Annotated in this window: 17 protein-coding genes; 4 read left to right on the top strand and 13 right to left on the bottom strand. The window is 66.4% G+C overall.

Annotation, left to right across the window (positions count from 1 at the left end):
• Positions 1–39 precede the first annotated feature (39 nt).
• From AC3WQM_RS29485 to AC3WQM_RS29510, 6 genes are all read right to left on the bottom strand, one after another.
• A complete protein-coding gene (locus tag AC3WQM_RS29485; RefSeq protein WP_492683506.1) occupies positions 40–426 on the bottom strand; it encodes a (R)-mandelonitrile lyase in 387 nt (128 codons plus the stop codon).
• Between the two features lie 27 nt (positions 427–453).
• Entirely contained in the window at positions 454–1,437 is a 984-nt protein-coding gene (locus AC3WQM_RS29490) for a tripartite tricarboxylate transporter substrate binding protein (RefSeq protein ID WP_492683507.1), read from the bottom strand.
• A gap of 14 nt (positions 1,438–1,451) precedes the next feature.
• Positions 1,452–2,438, bottom strand: a complete 987-nt coding sequence (locus AC3WQM_RS29495; protein ID WP_492683508.1) for an SMP-30/gluconolactonase/LRE family protein — start codon at positions 2,436–2,438, stop codon at positions 1,452–1,454.
• A gap of 162 nt (positions 2,439–2,600) precedes the next feature.
• Positions 2,601–3,785, bottom strand: a complete 1,185-nt coding sequence (locus AC3WQM_RS29500; RefSeq protein ID WP_119553295.1) for an acetyl-CoA C-acyltransferase family protein — start codon at positions 3,783–3,785, stop codon at positions 2,601–2,603.
• 147 nt (positions 3,786–3,932) lie between these two features.
• Complete coding sequence (locus AC3WQM_RS29505; RefSeq protein ID WP_492683509.1) at positions 3,933–4,781, bottom strand: 3-hydroxybutyryl-CoA dehydrogenase; 849 nt, start codon at positions 4,779–4,781, stop codon at positions 3,933–3,935.
• Positions 4,782–4,927: 146 nt separating this feature from the next.
• Positions 4,928–5,707, bottom strand: a complete 780-nt coding sequence (locus AC3WQM_RS29510) for an IclR family transcriptional regulator (protein ID WP_492683510.1) — start codon at positions 5,705–5,707, stop codon at positions 4,928–4,930.
• Between the two features lie 236 nt (positions 5,708–5,943).
• Here AC3WQM_RS29510 and AC3WQM_RS29515 point away from each other — a divergent pair, with 236 nt between their 5' ends.
• A complete protein-coding gene (locus AC3WQM_RS29515) occupies positions 5,944–7,374 on the top strand; it encodes an MmgE/PrpD family protein (RefSeq protein ID WP_492683511.1) in 1,431 nt (476 codons plus the stop codon).
• 73 nt (positions 7,375–7,447) lie between these two features.
• Positions 7,448–8,440, top strand: a complete 993-nt coding sequence (locus tag AC3WQM_RS29520) for a Bug family tripartite tricarboxylate transporter substrate binding protein (RefSeq protein WP_492683512.1) — start codon at positions 7,448–7,450, stop codon at positions 8,438–8,440.
• Between the two features lie 12 nt (positions 8,441–8,452).
• On the opposite strand, the gene AC3WQM_RS29525 is transcribed toward AC3WQM_RS29520, so the two are convergent.
• From AC3WQM_RS29525 to AC3WQM_RS29555, 7 genes are all read right to left on the bottom strand, one after another.
• On the bottom strand, positions 8,453–9,079 hold the full coding sequence (locus tag AC3WQM_RS29525; RefSeq protein ID WP_492683513.1) for a glutathione S-transferase N-terminal domain-containing protein: 627 nt from the start codon (positions 9,077–9,079) through the stop codon (positions 8,453–8,455).
• A gap of 16 nt (positions 9,080–9,095) precedes the next feature.
• Positions 9,096–9,842: an SDR family NAD(P)-dependent oxidoreductase gene (locus tag AC3WQM_RS29530; protein WP_492683514.1), complete on the bottom strand. Its 747-nt coding sequence runs from the start codon at positions 9,840–9,842 to the stop codon at positions 9,096–9,098.
• A complete protein-coding gene (locus tag AC3WQM_RS29535; protein WP_492683515.1) occupies positions 9,839–10,813 on the bottom strand; it encodes a Bug family tripartite tricarboxylate transporter substrate binding protein in 975 nt (324 codons plus the stop codon). The genes AC3WQM_RS29530 and AC3WQM_RS29535 overlap by 4 nt, the downstream gene beginning before the upstream one ends.
• A 101-nt stretch (positions 10,814–10,914) precedes the next feature.
• Positions 10,915–12,123, bottom strand: a complete 1,209-nt coding sequence (locus AC3WQM_RS29540; RefSeq protein WP_492683516.1) for a CaiB/BaiF CoA transferase family protein — start codon at positions 12,121–12,123, stop codon at positions 10,915–10,917.
• 17 nt (positions 12,124–12,140) lie between these two features.
• Positions 12,141–13,019: an HpcH/HpaI aldolase/citrate lyase family protein gene (locus tag AC3WQM_RS29545; protein ID WP_492683517.1), complete on the bottom strand. Its 879-nt coding sequence runs from the start codon at positions 13,017–13,019 to the stop codon at positions 12,141–12,143.
• A gap of 25 nt (positions 13,020–13,044) precedes the next feature.
• Entirely contained in the window at positions 13,045–14,211 is a 1,167-nt protein-coding gene (locus AC3WQM_RS29550) for an iron-containing alcohol dehydrogenase family protein (RefSeq protein ID WP_492683518.1), read from the bottom strand.
• Positions 14,211–15,389 (bottom strand): acyl-CoA dehydrogenase family protein, encoded by a 1,179-nt coding sequence (locus AC3WQM_RS29555; protein WP_492683519.1) that lies wholly within the window; start codon positions 15,387–15,389, stop codon positions 14,211–14,213. The genes AC3WQM_RS29550 and AC3WQM_RS29555 overlap by 1 nt, the downstream gene beginning before the upstream one ends.
• A 250-nt stretch (positions 15,390–15,639) precedes the next feature.
• Here AC3WQM_RS29555 and AC3WQM_RS29560 point away from each other — a divergent pair, with 250 nt between their 5' ends.
• Together AC3WQM_RS29560 and AC3WQM_RS29565 are read left to right on the top strand one after the other, a co-directional pair.
• Positions 15,640–16,548, top strand: coding sequence for a LysR family transcriptional regulator (locus tag AC3WQM_RS29560; RefSeq protein ID WP_492683520.1), 909 nt, complete (start codon positions 15,640–15,642; stop codon positions 16,546–16,548).
• Between the two features lie 131 nt (positions 16,549–16,679).
• Positions 16,680–17,639 (top strand): Bug family tripartite tricarboxylate transporter substrate binding protein, encoded by a 960-nt coding sequence (locus tag AC3WQM_RS29565; protein ID WP_492683521.1) that lies wholly within the window; start codon positions 16,680–16,682, stop codon positions 17,637–17,639.
• The last annotated feature ends 10 nt before the right edge of the window (positions 17,640–17,649 follow it).

Below are 17,649 nucleotides of genomic sequence, written 5' to 3' on the forward strand. Positions count from 1 at the left end.
AGCGTGTGAGCCCTCGGCGAGTGGCGTCAGGAGAGGACATCAGCGCACCTCGGCGACCTTTTCCAGCCATTCCACCGGTTGCCCCTCGAGCACCTCGGAGACGGAGATATGCGTCATCGAGGTCGTCCCGGTGGCGCCGTGCCAGTGCTTCTCGTGCGGCTCGATCCAGACGACGTCACCAGGACGAATTTCCTCGACAGGCCCTCCGTCGCGCTGCACGCAACCGCAGCCGGCGGTGACGATCAGCATCTGGCCGAGCGGATGCTTGTGCCAGTTCGTTCGAGCACCGGGTTCGAAGGTCACGCTCGCAGCCTTGACGCGCGCGGGCTCCGACGCGTTGAAGAGCGTGTCGACCCGCACGCGGCCCGTGAACCGCGTTTCGGGGGCTTGCGCCGAGGGCTGTGTGCCGATGCGCCTGATTTCCATGATGGTTGTCCTCTTCGGTTGTAGTGATCAGTCGGATGTGATGTGGGCGTCCTGGATCAACTTGCGCCAGCGCGGAACTTCCGTGCCGATGGCCTGCGCGAAATCCGATGGCGATCCCGGCGTGGGCTTGGCACCATCGCGCGCGAGCAGCTCGCGCGCATCGGGCGTGGCCAGGATGACGTTCAGCTCGTCATTGATCCGTTTCAGGACGAGCGCCGGCAGGCCCCGCGGCGCGAGCATTCCCCACCACGAATCCACGTGGTAGCCGGGCAGCCCTGCCTCTTCCATCGTCGGCAGTTCCGGCACCAGCGGCGAGCGCTGGCCACCCGTGACGGCCAGCGCGCGCATGCGACCGCCCCGCACATGCGGCAATGCGGCCGGAAAGCTCGCTACCAGCATCTGCGTGCGCCCACCCAGGAAGTCGGTGATGGCGGCGCCCAACCCGGTGTATGGCACGTGCAACAACTTGACCTTGGCTAGGTCGTTGAACAGCTCGCCACCGAGGTGATTGATGGTGCCGACGCCGGCCGAGCCATAGCTCATGGGCTTGGTGCGCGCCAGCTCGATGAACTCGCGCAGGTTCTTTGCCGCCACGTCGTTCCCGATGACGATCATGAAGGGACCCGACCCGACCATGCCCACGGGCTGCAGATCGTGCGTGGGGTCGTAGGGCGGCACGGCCTTCAGCAGCGGCGCCGTCATGTAGGGGCTGGACTGGAACAGCAGCGTGTAGCCGTCCGCAGGCTGCGCGGCGACATAGGTGGTGCCGATGATGCCGCCGGCGCCGACCTTGTTTTCCACGATGACCTGCTGGCCGAGCCGATCGGACAACTTCGCTGCAACGAAGCGCGCCACCGTGTCGGTGCTCGCACCAGGCCCGAACGGAACGATCAGCCGGATCGGCTTCTGCGGCCATGCGCCCTGGGCCCGGGCAGCAAGGGGCAACCACCCCGACACGGCGAGGCTTGCCCCCACCGCCAGAATTTCTCTGCGGGTCTTCAGTTTGTTCATCGCGAAACCGCCGGTCAGTGGTGGGAGAACATGGCGAAGCCCGGGGCCAGGCCGCGCGCCGTGAAGATCACGGCGCCCTCGCCGCGCACGACGTCGCGCGCCACGATCACCAGATCGTGCGAGCCCGGCACCAGCGCCAGGCTGGTCGACTTCAGGTACTTGTCGTCCTCGCGCCCGGGCAGCAGGATCTGGCCGATCGGCACGCCGAAAGGGCTGAGCACCATCACGCGCGCCTGCCAGTTGAGCGCCACGTAGGCGTTGCCATTGGCGTCGGTGCGCATCGAGTCGGGCGCACGGCCCGCGAAGGTATACGGCACCGACACGCCGCCGCGTGCGCGCACGCCCGGCGACGCCAGCTCCACGCGATGCAGCCGGTTGGCGCAGTATTCCGTTGCCCACACCACCTTGTCGTCGGGGCTGAGCGCCACACCGTTGGCGGCGCACATGCCAGGCAGCACGGGCACGATCTTGCGATGGTCCGGCGTGACGTAGAAGAGTCCCCCCGTGGCCTCCGTGGACGTGCCACGAAAGTCGGTGAAGTAAAAGCCGCCTTCGCGGTCGAATACCATGTCGTCAACGACGTGGCCCGCCGTCGGCGGCACGATGACCTGCCGGTTGCCGCCATCCGGATCGAGAGCGATCACGCTGCCCGCGTCGAATTGGCCGCTGGCGTTGATGGGGCCCACGCACGCCACGAAGATGCGGCCATCCTTGTGGATCGCGATGCCGGCAGGATGCAGGTCCGGCTCGACGTACAGCGTCGTGAGCTCGCGCTGCGGCGACAAGCGCAGCACCCGACCACCGTAGACGTCGACGAACAGCAGATTGCCGTGGCGATCGAACGCGGGGCCTTCAAGCGCCACAGAACTGTCGCCGACCTTGAAGTACGGCTCGGCAATCGCGGTCGGAAGATCCCGCTCTCCAAAGGGAATGGGGGCCAGGCAGCGGGTGCTGTCGAGGTAAGAGAGCGTGCTGCGCTCGGAAGGCTGGATGTCTAGCAAGGCTTGTCTCCTTTCGGTGCCTGTCGCGGCTCGTTGAATCGAGCCTGTGCATCCCAGTTTCACGGCCTGCCTGCGCAGCGTCCATCGCTACTTTCGGGAGACGACGTGCGCGTTTTGTGAAGGACCCACGCGTGGCGAGCGGTGCATGTCCGCCCGCATTTCTCAAACGCGTTCGAACACGGCGGCAATGCCTTGCCCGCCGCCGATGCACATCGTGACCAGCGCGTAGCGGCCGCCCGTGCGGTGCAGCTCCGCAATCGCCTTCGTCGTGATGATCGCGCCGGTCGCACCCACCGGGTGGCCCAGCGAAATGCCCGAGCCGTTGGGGTTCACCTTGGCGGGGTCGAAACCCAGCTCCTTAATGACGGCGCAGGCCTGCGCGGCGAAGGCTTCGTTCGATTCGATCACGTCGAAGTCGCTCACCTTCAGGCCCGTGCGTTCCAGCACCTTGCGCGTGGCGGGCACCGGGCCGATGCCCATGTACGCGGGTTCGACACCGGCGTGTGCATAGCCGACCAGGCGTGCCAGCGGCTTCAGGCCCAGCGCCTTCACGCGGCCGCCCTCGGCCAGCACCACGGCGGCGGCGCCGTCGTTGATGCCCGAGGCGTTGCCGGCGGTCACGAGGCCGTCCTTCTTGAAGGCGGGCTTCATCTTCGCGAGCGTGTCCACGGTGGTATCGGCGCGCACATGCTCGTCGGTATCGAACAGCACGACGCCCTTGCGCGTCTTCACCTCGACCGGAACGATCTGCTCCTTGAAACGGCCGGCGGCGATGGCGGCGGCGGCGCGCTGCTGGCTGGTCACGGCCAGTTCGTCCATCTGCTCGCGCGAGATGCCGTAGCGCGCGGCCACGTTCTCGGCCGTGATGCCCATGTGGATCTTCTCCCACGGGTCGTGCAGGATGCCCAGCATGTAGTCGACCAGCACCGCGTCGCCCATGCGCGCGCCGTAGCGGGCCGAGGTGTCGAAGTACGGGCCGCGGCTCATCGATTCCGAACCGCCGCCAATGGCGATGTCGCAGTCGCCCAGCGCAATGGCCTGCGCCGCCGACACGATGGCCTGCAGGCCCGAGCCGCACAGGCGGTTGACGTTGAAGGCCGGCGTCTCGATCGGGCAGCCCGCGTCGATGGCGGCCACGCGGCTGAGGTACGCGTCCTTCACGTCGGTGGGAATCACGTTGCCCATCACCACATGGCCGATGGCATCGGCCGCCACGCCGCTGCGCTCGATGGCGGCCTTGACGGCGGTGGTGGCCAGTTGCGTGTTGGGCACGTCCTTGAGCGCACCGCCGAAGGTGCCGATGGCGGTGCGGGCGGTGCCGACCACGAAGATGTCGCGTTGGGTCATGAGAACTCCAGGTGATGATGAATTGAGCGAACCCTTGCCCGGCTCGCGCCACACATCCGCAAGAGTCCTTGAATCGGTTTCGGCAAGGGCGACTTCCACACGCTCTCGCCGGCTATTTCCGCAAGGCAGAGGGCCTGCGGTGACGCCTCAGTAGGCGTACACGCCGCGGCCGGTCTTACGGCCGAGCTGGCCGGCGGCGACCATTTCCTTCAGCAGCGGGCAGGGGCGGTACTTGGAGTCGCCGAACTGCTCCAGGTAGACCTCCATCACGGCCAGGCACACATCGAGGCCGATCATGTCGGCCAGCGCCAGCGGGCCGATGGGCTGGTTGCAGCCCAGCTTCATGCCGGCGTCGATGTCCTCGGCCGTGGCAATGCCTTCTGACAGCACGAAGAAGGCCTCGTTGATCATCGGCACCAGGATGCGGTTGACCACGAAGCCCGGCGCGTTCTTCACCGTGATGGGCGACTTGCCCAGCTTCTCGGCCAGCGCCTTCACCGCGTCGTGCGTGGCGTCGCTCGTGAGGTAGCCGCGGATCAGCTCCACCAGCGCCATCATCGGCACCGGGTTGAAGAAGTGCATGCCGATGAAGCGGTCGGCGTGCGAGGTGGCGGCGGCCAGCTGCGTGATCGAGATCGACGAGGTGTTCGACGCGATGATCACCTCGGGGCTGACCAGATCGTCCACCTGCTTGAGGATCTTGAGCTTGAGCGCGTGGTTCTCGGTGGCGGCCTCGATGACGAGTTGTGCGCCCTTCAGGTCGTTGTAGTCGGTCGAGCCCTTGACCAGCGCCAGCGCCGCGGCCTTCTGCTCGGCCGTGAGCTTTTCCTTCTTGATCAGGCGGTCGAGGCTGCCCGAGATGGTGGCGATGCCCTTGTCGACGGCGGCCTGGGCCACGTCGATCATCACCACGTTGACACCCGACACCGCGCAGGCCTGGGCGATGCCGTTGCCCATCGTTCCGGCACCGATGATGCCAACCGTCCCAATCGTCATATGCCAGTTCCTGTAGAAGACTGCGTTCGCCTCACAGGGGAACGCAGGTCAGTGTAGGAAGCAGTGGCCGCAGGCGTCCATCGCCTTTTTCGAGAACCCGCGTCCCCGTTTTCCGAACGTGGTGCGCTGCGTCGACCCGCGCGGGATCAGATGGCCTCGCGGGGCGATGTCGAGGCGCTTTTCCACCCATCGACATGCTTGATGAGCAGCTTCGACAGTTTGGCCAGACGCGGGCGGACTTCGGTCGCCGGGCCGACCAGCGTGACGGATGCGACCACATCGCCTGCTCGCCCGCGAACCGCAGTGGCAAGGCCCATGCGCATGCTGTTCGCATTGGAATTCATGGCGATGCGGGTCTTGGCGATCTCGCTCATTTCGCCGAGAAAGGCGTCGACCAGGTTGGCTTCTTCGCGCGAACGCCTGCGCAGGTACGCATCGCGCTCGACAGGCGATCGGGCCGCCAGCAGCGCCTTTCCGCCCGCAGTGGAAAGCAGGGTTCGCCGGATGTTCGAACGTGCCTCGAACCCTGCCGCGGGGTCGTTGCCAGCCTCGGCGATGTAGATCAGATGGTCGCCGGCCTGCACGCCCAGGAACACCGCCAGCTTGGTGTCTTCGTGCAACGCCAGCAGGTCTTCGTGCGTCACGGACCCGGCGCGAATGTGGCCGCTCGCGAGCGTGAGGCCGTAGACAGCGGGCCCCAGGTAGAAGCGATGTTGGTCCTCGTAGAGCCAGCCCTTGGCCACCAGGCCGCGAATGAATCCATGGACAGAGCTCTTGGCGGCCCCCAACGCACGCACCAGTTCGGCGAACGTCAGGCCGGGGTGATAGACCACCTCCTCAAGGATCTGCGTCACGCGGTCGACGGTGCGGTGGTTCTGCGGATCCGATGCCTTCTCTTGCGAAGGCGGCTCGATCTGGTGATTCATTTCCGTTGGCTTCATCGTTGCGCCAGCTGTTGGACTCACGCCAGTTTAAGGGAGGTGCCCTGCGGTTTGCGGGACATCGCGCCACTCACGGGCCATCTGCCAACGCGCGCGCCTCGCCCGTTCGGGATCTTCCAGAAACAAGCACAGAGCGTGCTGAAAAAAAGCATGGCACCCAGGCCACCTCGTTTCCTAGACTGACCTCACTTTCCGAAACCGGCACCAGAACTTCATTCACCATGACGGCAACCTCTCACTCCACGGCGGACGCAAGTCTCGCTACTCCCGATCTGGCCATCGACCTGGCGCGCTTCGCCTCGGGCGTGGATGCGACGTCGCTCGACGATGCAGTGATCGAGGCGGTCAAGACCAACATCCTCGACACCTTGTCCTGCGCACTGGCCGGGTCTTCGGCCAAGGCCATCGGCGAGGTCTCCGGCCTGGTCCAGGAATGGGCGGGCACGCCGCAAGCAGACATGTTCGTCTTCGGCGGCAAGTTTCCGGCGCACCATGCGGCATGGGTCAACGGCGGCATGTCACATGCACGCGACTACGACGACACGCACGATGGCGCGATCCTGCATGCGGGCGTCAGCACCGTCCCTGCGGCCATCGCGGCCGGCCAGTTGCGCGGAGGCATTTCCGGTGCGGACCTGATCGCGGCCGTGGCGGCTGGCCTGGAAGTCACCTGCCGCCTCGGGGTGGGCGTGACCGTCGACATCGTCGAAAGCGGCTTCATCTATACCTCGCTGCTGGGCTACTTCGGGGCCACGGCAGCGGCGGGACGGGCACTGGGCCTGAACGAGGAGCAGATGCTCAACGCCTTCGGCATCGTGTACAGCTCCGTGGCCGGCAACCACCAGGTCACGCGCGACGCATCGCTGATGAAACGGCTGCAGCCCGGCCTGGCGGCGCAGGCCGCGGTGGTGGCCGTGCAGCTGGCGCAGCGCGGCATCCGCGGCGCGCAGGGCGTGTTCGACGGCGCCGATGGCTTCACCCGCGTCTACCTGCAGGGCCGGGTCGACCGCGAGGTCGTGCGCAAGGACCTGGGTCGCCGCTTCGAGCTGCTGAACCTGAGCTACAAGCCCTACCCCTGCTGCCGCGACACGCACGCCGCCATCGACGCGGCGCTGCAACTGGCCCGGGAGACCGGTCGCCCGGCCGACGAGATCGAGAACATCCGCGTGGGCGTGACCGCGCCCGGCTACCAGATGGTCTGCGTGCCGGAGCACGTGCGGCTCGCGCCCCGTACCATCGTCGAAGCACAATTCAGCATTCCGTATGCCGTGGCCGCCGCATGGATCGACGGCCAGATCGGCATTCGCCACTTCTCGGACGAAGGCCTGAAGCGCAGTGACATCCTCGCGCTGACCGCGCGCGTGCAGCCCTACGTGGACGAGGACATCGAACGCGACTGGAGTCGCTTCGTCACGCCGGCCCGCGTGATCGTGAAGTTCCGCGACGGCCAGACAGTCGAAACACGCGTCGACTATCCCAAGGGACATCCGAACAACGCGATGACTCCTGCGGAGTTCGCCGCCAAGTCCGCGGACTGCGCAACCTTTGCAGCTCGCGCCCTGCCCGACGACACCGCTGCCCGCCTGGCGGCTGTGGTCGGCCGACTCGAATCCATCCCCGACATCGCCGACCTTGTCGCCGTGATGTCCTGACGCACGGGGCTCCGCCCCGCTCATTCATCTGTCCAAAAAATGCCGGCGCAGACCGGCCCTCGGAGACATCACTATGCTCAATCCCCTCGCCGCCTGCGGCCCTACGCGGCGCCGTGCCCTTGCGCTCGGAGCTGCCGCGCTCTTACCGCTGTGGAGCCACGCGCAAGCCCCCTGGCCTCAACGGCCGATCAAGCTGATCGTGCCGTTCGCCGCCGGAGGCAGCAACGACAACCTGGCCCGGCTGCTGGCCGTGAAGATGGGCGAGCGACTGGGCCAGCCCGTCGTCGTCGAGAACAAGGGCGGCGCCGGCGGCACGATCGGGACCGAATTCGTCGCCAAGGCCGCGCCTGACGGCTACACGCTGTTGCTGGGGTCCACTTCGATCACGACCAACGCGGCCGCCGGCAAGAAGCTGCCCTACGACCCGCTGAAAGACCTGCAGCCGATCGGCTTGATCGCAGAGAGTCCGCTGGTGATCGTCGTGGCCAACAGCCTCAAGGTGAACTCGCTGCGCGAGCTCATTGCGCTGGCACGCGCCAAGCCCGGCAGCATCAGTTATGGATCGGCCGGCACCGGCGGCACCAACCACCTGGGCACCGAGATGTTCGCCTCGGCCGCCAAGGTTCAGTTCATGCACGTGCCCTACAAGGGTATTTCGCTCGCCTTCAACGACCTGATGGGAGGCAGTCTGCAGATGCTGGTCCCCAGCCTGCCTTCGTCCATTGCGCAGATCCAGGGTGGAAAGCTGCGCGCGCTCGCCGTCACCGGACCGCAGCGCTCGCCGCTGGCACCTGACATTCCCACGGCGTCGGAAGCCGGACTTCCGGGCTTTCGCCTCGAGGTCTGGTTCGGCCTCCTCGGCCCTGCAGGCATGCCGGCCAGTGTCGTCAAGCGCCTGAACGAGGAGTTGCATGCCGTGCTCGCGACGGCCGAGGTCAAGGAGGTGCTGGCACGCGAGAGCTCGACGCCACGCCCCAGCACGCCCGACGAACTGGGCGCGCTGATTCGAACGGACCTCGCGCGCTGGACCCAGCTCATCAAGGAACGCGGCATCCAGGTGGAGTGACCGCCTCGCCGCTCACGCGTCTGGCGGACGGGTGCGATCGAAGGCGGGTTCGCTTTCGGCAAACGACGTCAGCCAGCGCGCAAGCAGCGAGCAGTCCGCGCGCCACGCGACGGGTTGGCGCCGGTCGAGGAACCCCAGTGCACAGGCCAGCCCGATCGACACTGCATCGGTGCAACGAGGATCTGGAGGCGCCGCCTCGAACACCGCCAATGCGCGCTTGATCTTGCCGCGCTGATGCGCCAGCCACGGCGCCGATCGCATGCTCGCGTCGTGGTAGCGCTCCTCGTAGATGACCAGGGCACCGGCGTCGACGATGCCGTCAGCCAGGCGCGTGCGCGTGAGCATCGCGATGCGCTGCGGCCCGTCGACCGGCAGCAGCCGGTCCGTTCCAGCCACCTGCTGCAGGAACTCCAGGATCACGCTGCTGTCGTAGACGGCCGTGCCGTCCTCGCGCAGCAAGCAAGGGTACTTGCCCAACGGATTCTGCGCAGCCAAAGGATCGTTCGGGTCGGCCGCATCGATCGGGCGCAACGTGATGCGATCGACGAGCCCCAGCACGTCGGCCACCATGCGCACCTTGCGCACGAAGGGCGAGGTCAGCGAAGAGCGCAGGACAAAGGTTTCAGCGGACAGGGACATGGGGTCGCTCGCGCCTTCAGTGGAACGAGCGCCCACCGTCCACGGCCAGCGCAGCGCCGGTGATGTAGGACGATTCGACGCTGGTCAGGAACAGGATGGCCCGCGCAACTTCCTCGGGCTCGGCAAGCCGTCCGAGCGCGTAGTTGCCTACGTTGCCTTGAACGCCCTCGGCCATCGGCGTGTTCACAAGCCCGGGGCACACGGTGTTGGCGCGGATGGAAGGAGCGAGCTCGGCAGCCAGTGCACGCGTGAGATTCAGCACACCGCCTTTCGAGGCCGAGTAAGCCGTGCGGTCAGGAGAATTCGGCAACAGCGACTGGCCGGACCCCAGGTTCACGATGGTCGCAGCCTCGGCCTGCTTCAGCCACGGCAGGCAACAGCGCACGACGATGTAGCTGCCCGTGAGATTGATCTCCAGCACGCGCCGCCACTGCGCGACACCGACCTCGAGCACGGAGCCGCGCAGCATCACGCCGGCGGCATTGACCACGCCGTCGATGCCACCCATGGCAGCCGCGCCCTTCTCCACCGCACGGGCCACGGCGTCTTCGTCGGTCACATCAGCTTCGAACACGTGCGCACGCGTCTCCTGCGCGATGCCTTGCAGGCCTTGTGCGTTCCGGTCGAGCAAAGTGAGCGCTGCACCTTCGGCGGCGAACATCCGGGCGGTGGCTTGGCCGATGCCGGAGGCGGCGCCCGTGATCACGATGTGTCGGTTGTGCAGGCGCTTGTTCGTTTCTTGCATGGTGGTGGGCTCGCTCATTTCTTCGGGATTCCGGCCTGCTTCACCAGCCGGCCCCAGCGTTCGGTCTCGGAGCGCACGAAGTTGCGCAGCTCACCGGGGCTCATCACCATCGGCGTCATGGCCATCTTCTGCACGGCCGCCTTTGTCTCCTGGCGCGAGAGGCTCTTCTCTACTTCCTTGCTCAGCCGTTCGACGATGACCGGGTCGGTCTTGGCCGGCGCAAACAGTGCGGCCCAGGTCACCACCTGCACGTCCTTGTAGCCGGCCTCGGCCATCGTCGGTGCCTTGGGCAACAGGGGATGGCGCTCGCTGCCCGTCACGGCCAGCACCTTGAGCTGCCCGCTGGTGACAAAGCCCATCGATGAATAGGGATCGGCCATCAGCGCGTCGATCTGGCCGCCGACGAGGTCCGTCAGCGCTTGCGGCGTTCCGCGATACGGCACCTGCGTGATCTCCACCCCTGCGGCCGAGCGCATCAACGAAGCGGCCACCTGGCCGGATGTGTTTCCGCTGCCGAAACTGAGCGGATTGCTGCCCGAGCGCTGCTTGGCCACACGCACGAAGGCCGCCATGTCGTCGGCGGGAAAGTCGTTGCGCACCAGCAGGGTCAGCGGGATGCTGATCAGGCCGGCCACCGGTTCGAAGTCTTTCTCGGGATCGAAGGCCAGGTGGGAATAGAGCGTCTTGTTGACCGCGTGCGCGGAGTTGGTGCTCATGAGCAGTGTGTAGCCGTCGGGGGCCGCACGCTTCACGTTCATCGCGGCGATGTTGCCGTCGGCACCGGCCTGGTTCTCGATGATGACCGGCTGCCCCAGGCCCTTGCGCAGGTCCTCCGCGATGACGCGCGCGGTTCCGTCCGTCGCGCTGCCCGCGGGGAATGGCAGGATCAACTTGATGGGCCGCTCCGGCCAGGCCGGGGCCGCGACACACGGCAAGGCCGCGGCGGCGAGTGCCGCGCCGGCAAGGAACGAGCGCAGGAGTGCTTGCATGTCGTTGTCTCCGAAGTTCATATATACGAACTATGTTTCTTTTATACGAACAACTTTATCGAGGGACTCAAGAAGATGTCAAGGGTGACCGTTGTTGCAGGTCAGGAAATCACGCCCTCGCTTCGCAGCGCGGCCAGCTCTTGCGTCGACCGGCCAAGCCACGTGCCGTACACCGCCTCGTTGCGCGCGCCCATCGGCAAGCTCGGCTCGATCGGGCGACGCAGCGTGCCCTCGAACACCAACGGGGAGTGCATCAGCACGACGCGGCCGAGTTCGGGATGCTCGATCCATTGCAGGTTGCCGCGCGCATGCATGTTCTCGTCGGTCATCACCTCCGGCAGACTGCGAACGGGCGCGCAAGGCACCTTGGCGGCCAGCATGCGGCGCGCCACGTCGTCGCGCGATTGATGCCGTGTCCAGTGCTCGATCAGCGCGTCCACGGCTTCGGCGTTCTGCACCCGTGCCGTGCGGGTCGAGAAGCGCGGGTCATCCTGGAGATCGTCGCGCCCCATCACCTCGAGGATGGCCCTGAAATGGTGGTCGGCCGGCGCGTTCAGCACCACGTGACCGTCGCGCGTTCCGTAGACGTTGTAGGGCGACACCCCGAGCCCGCCGTGCCGGTTGCCCGTACGTGCCGGCGCTTCTGCGCCGCGCGCATGCAGCATGCCCAGATTGGACGCGAGCGACGCGTACGTTGCCTCCTGCATCGACACCTCGACCACGCGACCTTCGCCGGTGCGCTCGCGCTCGTACAGCGCCGTCATGATGGCCGCATAGAGGTGGATGCCCGCCATGAAGTCGCACAGCGCAGCGCCGGACTTCACACCCGGCTGGTCCGGGTAACCGGTAGAGTCGATCACCCCGCACATGGCCTGCATCACGAGGTCCATGGCCGGGTAGTCGCGGTACGGCCCATCCTTGCCATAGCCCGAGCTGGAACCGTAGATGAGCCGGGGGTTGATCTTGTGCAGTTCGCTCGCGCCCAGGCCCAGGCGATCCATCACGCCCGGCGCGAAGTTCTCCACCAGGATGTCGGCGCGGGCCACCATCTCCCGCAGCAGCTGCTTGCCCTTCTCGGACTTCAGGTTCAGCGTCACGGGTTGCTTGTTCGAGTTGAGCATCGCGAACGGCAAGGCCACACCGCCCAGGTCGCCCCGGCTGCGCAGGTTCTCGCCGGTCAAGGGCTCGACCTTGATGACCTCGGCGCCGGCCATGGCCATCAGGAAGGTGGCATACGGCCCGTTGTAGATGTGCGAGAGGTCGATGACAGTGATGCCCGACAAGGGGTAGCGCGTCGTGAGGTCAGACATGGAAGGCTCCGGAAAGATCAAGGGGTGGGTTGTGGGGCATTCACACGCGCGAGCAGTCGCTGTGCGGAACGGAAATGAGGCCGATCGAGCATCCGACCGTCGAGCACCAGCGCCCCGACGGTGGGCTGCGCTTCGAATGCTTCGACGACGCGGCGGGCCTGCACGATCTCGGCGTCCGAGGGCATGAAGGCGGCGTGAATGGGCGCGAGTTGGTCCGGGTGAATCGCGACCTTGCCCGAGAACCCGTCGCGCTCTGCGTCGTCCGCTTCGCTGCGTAAGCCCGTGGGGTCGCGAAAGTCCGTGTAGACCGCATCGAAGGCAGGCACCTGCGCCGCCGCAGCGCCAAGCAGCGTGAGCGCGCGCGCCATCTGGTACGGTGCGGTGTAGCGACCCGCAGCGTCGCGATTGGCCTTGGCGCCGACATCGGCCGCCAGGTCTTCGCCGCCCCAGAACAGCCCGCACAAACGGGGCTCCGGGCGCTGCGCGTAGCTTCCGAGGTGGAACAGGCTGGCGGCCGTCTCAGTCACGATCGGCAGGATCCGGATCGTCCCGACGTCCAGGCCCGCGCGCGCCTCGCGCTCGGCCAGAAGCGTGCTCAGCCGCGCCAGGTCTTGCGCGCTTTCGCACTTCGGGAGCATCACGCCGTAGGGCCGCGCGGGGACCACGACATCGAGGTCCGCTTCGGCCAGCCCCGTCGACAGCGCGTTGATGCGCACGAACAGCCGCATGCGGGCGTGGTGCTGCGCCACGAAGTCACCGCACGACACGCGCGCGTGCGCCTTCTCCGGGGCCGGCACGGCATCCTCCAGATCAAGGATCAGCGCATCCGCGCCACTGACAAGCCCCTTGTCGCACTTGCGCGCCTCGTGGGCAGGAACAAAAAGAAGGGAGCGCATACGAGAGCTTTCTTGTGGGTCCGGGTTACCAGGCGCTGGCGAGCACGCGAAGCAACTCGCTGGCATCGCGCACGCGGCGCGGGTTGCCCTGGACGAACCAGTCGTCCATCGAGATCGCGGCCAGTTCGGGCAGCGAAGTGCGCGTGACGCCAAGCTCGCGCAAGCGCCGTGGTGCACGCAGCTGCTCGCAGAGCTGGTCGATGGCCTGGACCACCGCCTCTACGGCATCCGCGCCACGCGCGGGCCGGCCGAACGCGGTGGCCAGTTTTTCCAGGCCGGTAACAGCGGCTTCTGCATTGAAGCGAACAACGTGGGGCAGCAGCACGGCATTGGCATAGCCGTTGTCGACATGGAAACGCGCGCTGACCGCGTGGCCGAGCGGGATCGCAATGCCCGCGCCGGTGTAGTCCGTGGCGTGGCCGCACATCAGCGAAGCGAACATGAGATCGGAACGCGCGGCCGCCTCGCCGCCCGTCCCCATGCCCGGGAGCCCTTGCGCGATGAGCCGGATGGCATGCATCAGCAGACCGTCGGAGAACGGATCGCCCGCCAGGGACATGAGCCCTTCGAGTGCCATGGCCAGCGTATTGAGCGCAGCGCTGACAACCAGCGTGCCCGGTGGTGTCTCGAGCAGATCGGGATGGACGAACACCGCCTGCGCCCGCGTCTTCGGATCGAACAACGCCAGACGCTTTCCGTCCACCGGGTCAAGGACCGCACTGCCCGCTTTCAGCGTCGCGGTCGTCGGCGTCGTCGGCACCACCAACTGCGGCAGCTTGGAGGCCAGCAACCGGGGGCTGACCAGCGAACCATCGGGCGCGCGCACCGTGCACAGCGTTCTCGCGTCGCCCGACTCGGCCAGCAGGATGCTCGCGGCGCGTGCCGTGACCACGGCAGAGCCACCACCCACAGCCACCACGGCGTCGGCTTCCAGACGTTTCAGTTCTTGCGCCGCGACCTCCACCGCATCGAGCGGGCTGTGCGCCTTCACGCCCGCGAACACGCCGGCGCAACGATCGCCCATGGCGTCTCGAACGCTGTCCAGCGCCGCGCCCTCACGCACCAGAGAAGCGCCGCAGAAGACCACGGCACGGCGGCTTCCCACGCGGGTGAGTTCGCCATGCAGCGCGGCCAGACTGTCCGCGCCGTCGAACAACCGCAGCGCAGGAACGAGGTGCTGGCCGCGTCGCATCAGAAGGTTCCTTGGGAGAGGAACCCGTCCACCGGATCGAAGTCCTCGACCAGTTTCTTGCCGACCAGGTCTTTCAACGCCTCGGTGGCGCCACCGCCCAGCGTGCCGTAGCGCACCCCGCGGTAGATACGCGAGATCGGGTAGTCGTTCGTGAAGCCGTACCCGCCGTGCACCTGCAACGCTTCGCTGGCCACGCGGATCGCCATTTCGTTGACGAACATCTTGGCGATCGCGGCCTCGTGCGGGTTCGGGAACGGATCGGCCGTCAGTGCCGCGCGATACAGCAGGCTGCGCCCCGCCTCGATGTCGCGGTACATGTCGGCCAGCTTCCACTGGATGCCCTGGAATTCGGACACGTGCTGGCCGCGGATTGTGCGCTCGCGCACGTAGCTGATCGCCTCCTCGAAGGCCGCTTCGGCCATGCCCAGCGAGATGCTGGGATTCAGGCAGCGCTGCGTGTTGAACGCGGTCAGGAGCTTCTTGAAGCCGCCTTCGCGCAACAGCACGTTCTCCAGCGGAACCTCCACGTTATTGAACTGGATCTCCGCCAGGTACTCCCCGCCCATCGTGTGATAACGCGCCGTCACCTCGAAGCCCGGGGAGTCACGATTGACCAGCACACAGCCGATGCCCTCGCGGCCGGGCGTCCCGTTGATGCGTGTGAACACCACGAACCACTGTGCCTCGTTGGCCTTGCTGATCAGCGTCTTGACGCCGTTGACGATCGCACGGTCGCCCTTGATCACGGTGTTGGTCTTGTAGTTCGGCACGTCCGTTCCGGCATGCGGCTCGGTCATGCACACGGCCAGCGCGATCTCGCCCGACGCCACCTTCGGCAGGATGTCGCGCTTCATCGCCTCGGGCGCGTACATCGAGATCACGCGCGTCTGCACGCCCAGGCTGCTCATCACGCCCATGGCGGTGGGGTAGCAATTCTTGGCGATCTCCTCGAGCACCAGCGCCGTGTCGAACACGGGCAGGTTGGAGCCGCCGTACTCTTCGGGAATCGACATGCCCAGCACACCGATGGCGGCCAGCGCCTTCAGGTTCTCTTCGGGATACGTCCCGTCCAGGTACTTGATCGAATTGCCTTTGAAGTTCTTGTCCTTGCACAGGCTTCGCACAGCACCGATGAGGGCGCGCTGGTCTTCTGTGAGAAGCAGTCTCTGGTTGTTCATGGGGTGTTTCCTCAGGTGGTGAACGCGGTGTGTCGAAGCGGCCTGAACGCTTGCCGGCACCGTGTCTTCGGGCGGCAGGTTCGAGTGCGATGCAGTTTAAAAATCGATGCCGTGCGGCGTCCATGGCGATTCTTTGAACCATGTGTGCTCGATTTCCGAACCATCGTGCGTGCCCCACAATCGGCCGCGTCACACGCGCATCGCCGCATCCGGACGGCCTGCGCCCCACCACCGTTGGAGACATACCGTGATGATCGACCTTGTTCAACTTCGCACCTTCGTTGCAGTGGCCGAAGAGCAGCACCTGACGCGGGCTGCGGAACGCCTGCACATCAGCCTCTCTGCCGCCAGCGCCCATGTGCGCGCAGTGGAATCCACACTCAACACCCAGCTGTTCGTTCGCGCCAGCCGCCGGCTCGAACTGACCCGCGCCGGCCAGCTTCTGCTCGAACGGGCGAAGTCGGTTCTGAACGAGGCCACACTGTTCTCGTCCTTCGCACGCGAGCTCGGCGGAAAAATCGAGGGACGGTTGATCGTGGCGTCGAGCAGCGACCCGTCGTACAGCCGCGTCGGTGAGATCATTCACGCATTGCGCGTGCGGCATCCGCTGGTGACCATCGACCTGCGCGCGCGCCCCTCGTCGGGTGCGCACGAAGGCCTCAAGACGGGCGAGCTGGACCTCGCGTTGCTCCTGGGCCGCCCGGCCGACGGCAGCTTCACCTACTACGAGCTCAAGACCATCACCTTCCGTGTCGCCGGACCGGCGGCCTGGAAAGAGGAAATCGAAAACGCCACCTGGGCCCAACTGGCCGCCCTGCCCTGGGTCACGCCGACCGGCAGCAGCACGGCCTACACGGTGATCCTGAAGGAGCTGTTCACGGACCGGGGACTCACCCTCAACTCGGTGGCCAACTTCGACAACGCCACGCTGGCCCGCGCAATGCTCGAAGCCGGCGTGGGCCTCGGTCTCGTTCGCGAGGACTACGCCATCGAAGCCGCACAGCGCGGCGACGTTGCACTTTCGCCGCTGGTCAAGGTCGACTACCCGAGCTACATCGCCCACCTGGCGAGCCGGCGCGACGATCCGCTGATCCGCGCCTTCCTCGACGCAGCATCGGACATCTGGCCCGAACTGCGGCCGGTCAAGCCGTTTGCGTAGCGGCGCGAAACGCCGCGGCACCTGCGCTGCGCTTTCGCGAAATCCGCAGCGAGGGTCCCGGAAATGAGCATGGACATGCGGCGATGCCGATTCCTAAACTTGTTTGCACAACAAGGACCGGAGACATCGCAATGCAACGACGTGACGCCCTCAGACTTCTCGGATTGACGCTGGCGTCTTCGGGAACCCACGCGCAGCCGACGGGAGGACGCCCCATCCGCATCCTTGTGTCGCTGGGGCCCGGAACGCCCAGCGATTCGGTGACCCGCATCCTGGCACCCGGCATGAGCGCCATCCTGGGGCAGACCGTCATCGTGGACAACAAGCCCGGTGCCAACGGGACCATCGCGATGCAGGAGCTCATCCGCGCCAACCCCGACGGCTCGACACTGCTGATGGGCTCGATCTCGCCGCTGGCCATCAACATGGCGCTGATCAAGAACCTGCCCTACGACCCGCGGCGCGACCTGACCTGCATCGGTGGCACCTACCTGGGCAGCCAGGCTTGGGTCGTCAAGAACAGCTTTCCCGCGCGCACGTTCGCCGAACTCATCGCTTACGCCAAGCAGAACCCCGGCAAGGTGCGCGCCGGTCACTACTCATCGCTGACGCAGATCCAGTTCTCCACCTTCAACGGCAAGGTGCCCGGCGGCGAGTTGATGCTGGTGCCGTACAAGTCGACGTCCACAACCTACACCGACTTCCTCGGCGACATCCTGGACCTGGTCATCATGGACCTGGCCACCGCGCTGACGCAAAGCAAGGGTGGCCGGCTGCGGATTCTGGGCGTCACCACACCGCGCCGCAGTCCCTTGGCACCCGACTGGCCCGCGATCGCGGAGACCATGCCCGACTATGACTTCTCGACCTGGTCGGCGCTGGTCGGACCACCTGGCATGCAACGCGAGGCCGTGGAACGCATCAACGCGGCGCTGCGCCAGTCGCAGCGGCAACCGGACGCCATCAAGAAACTCGCCGAGGGTGGCGTCAGTCCCTGGGAAACGACACCCGACGAGTTGAAAGCACGCATCGACACCGAAGTGGCCAAGTGGATTCGCCTCGCCCGTGAGTCGAACGTCCAGCCCTCCTGATCCGCCTCAC

Source organism: Variovorax sp. FW301-JW7, assembly GCF_058788795.1.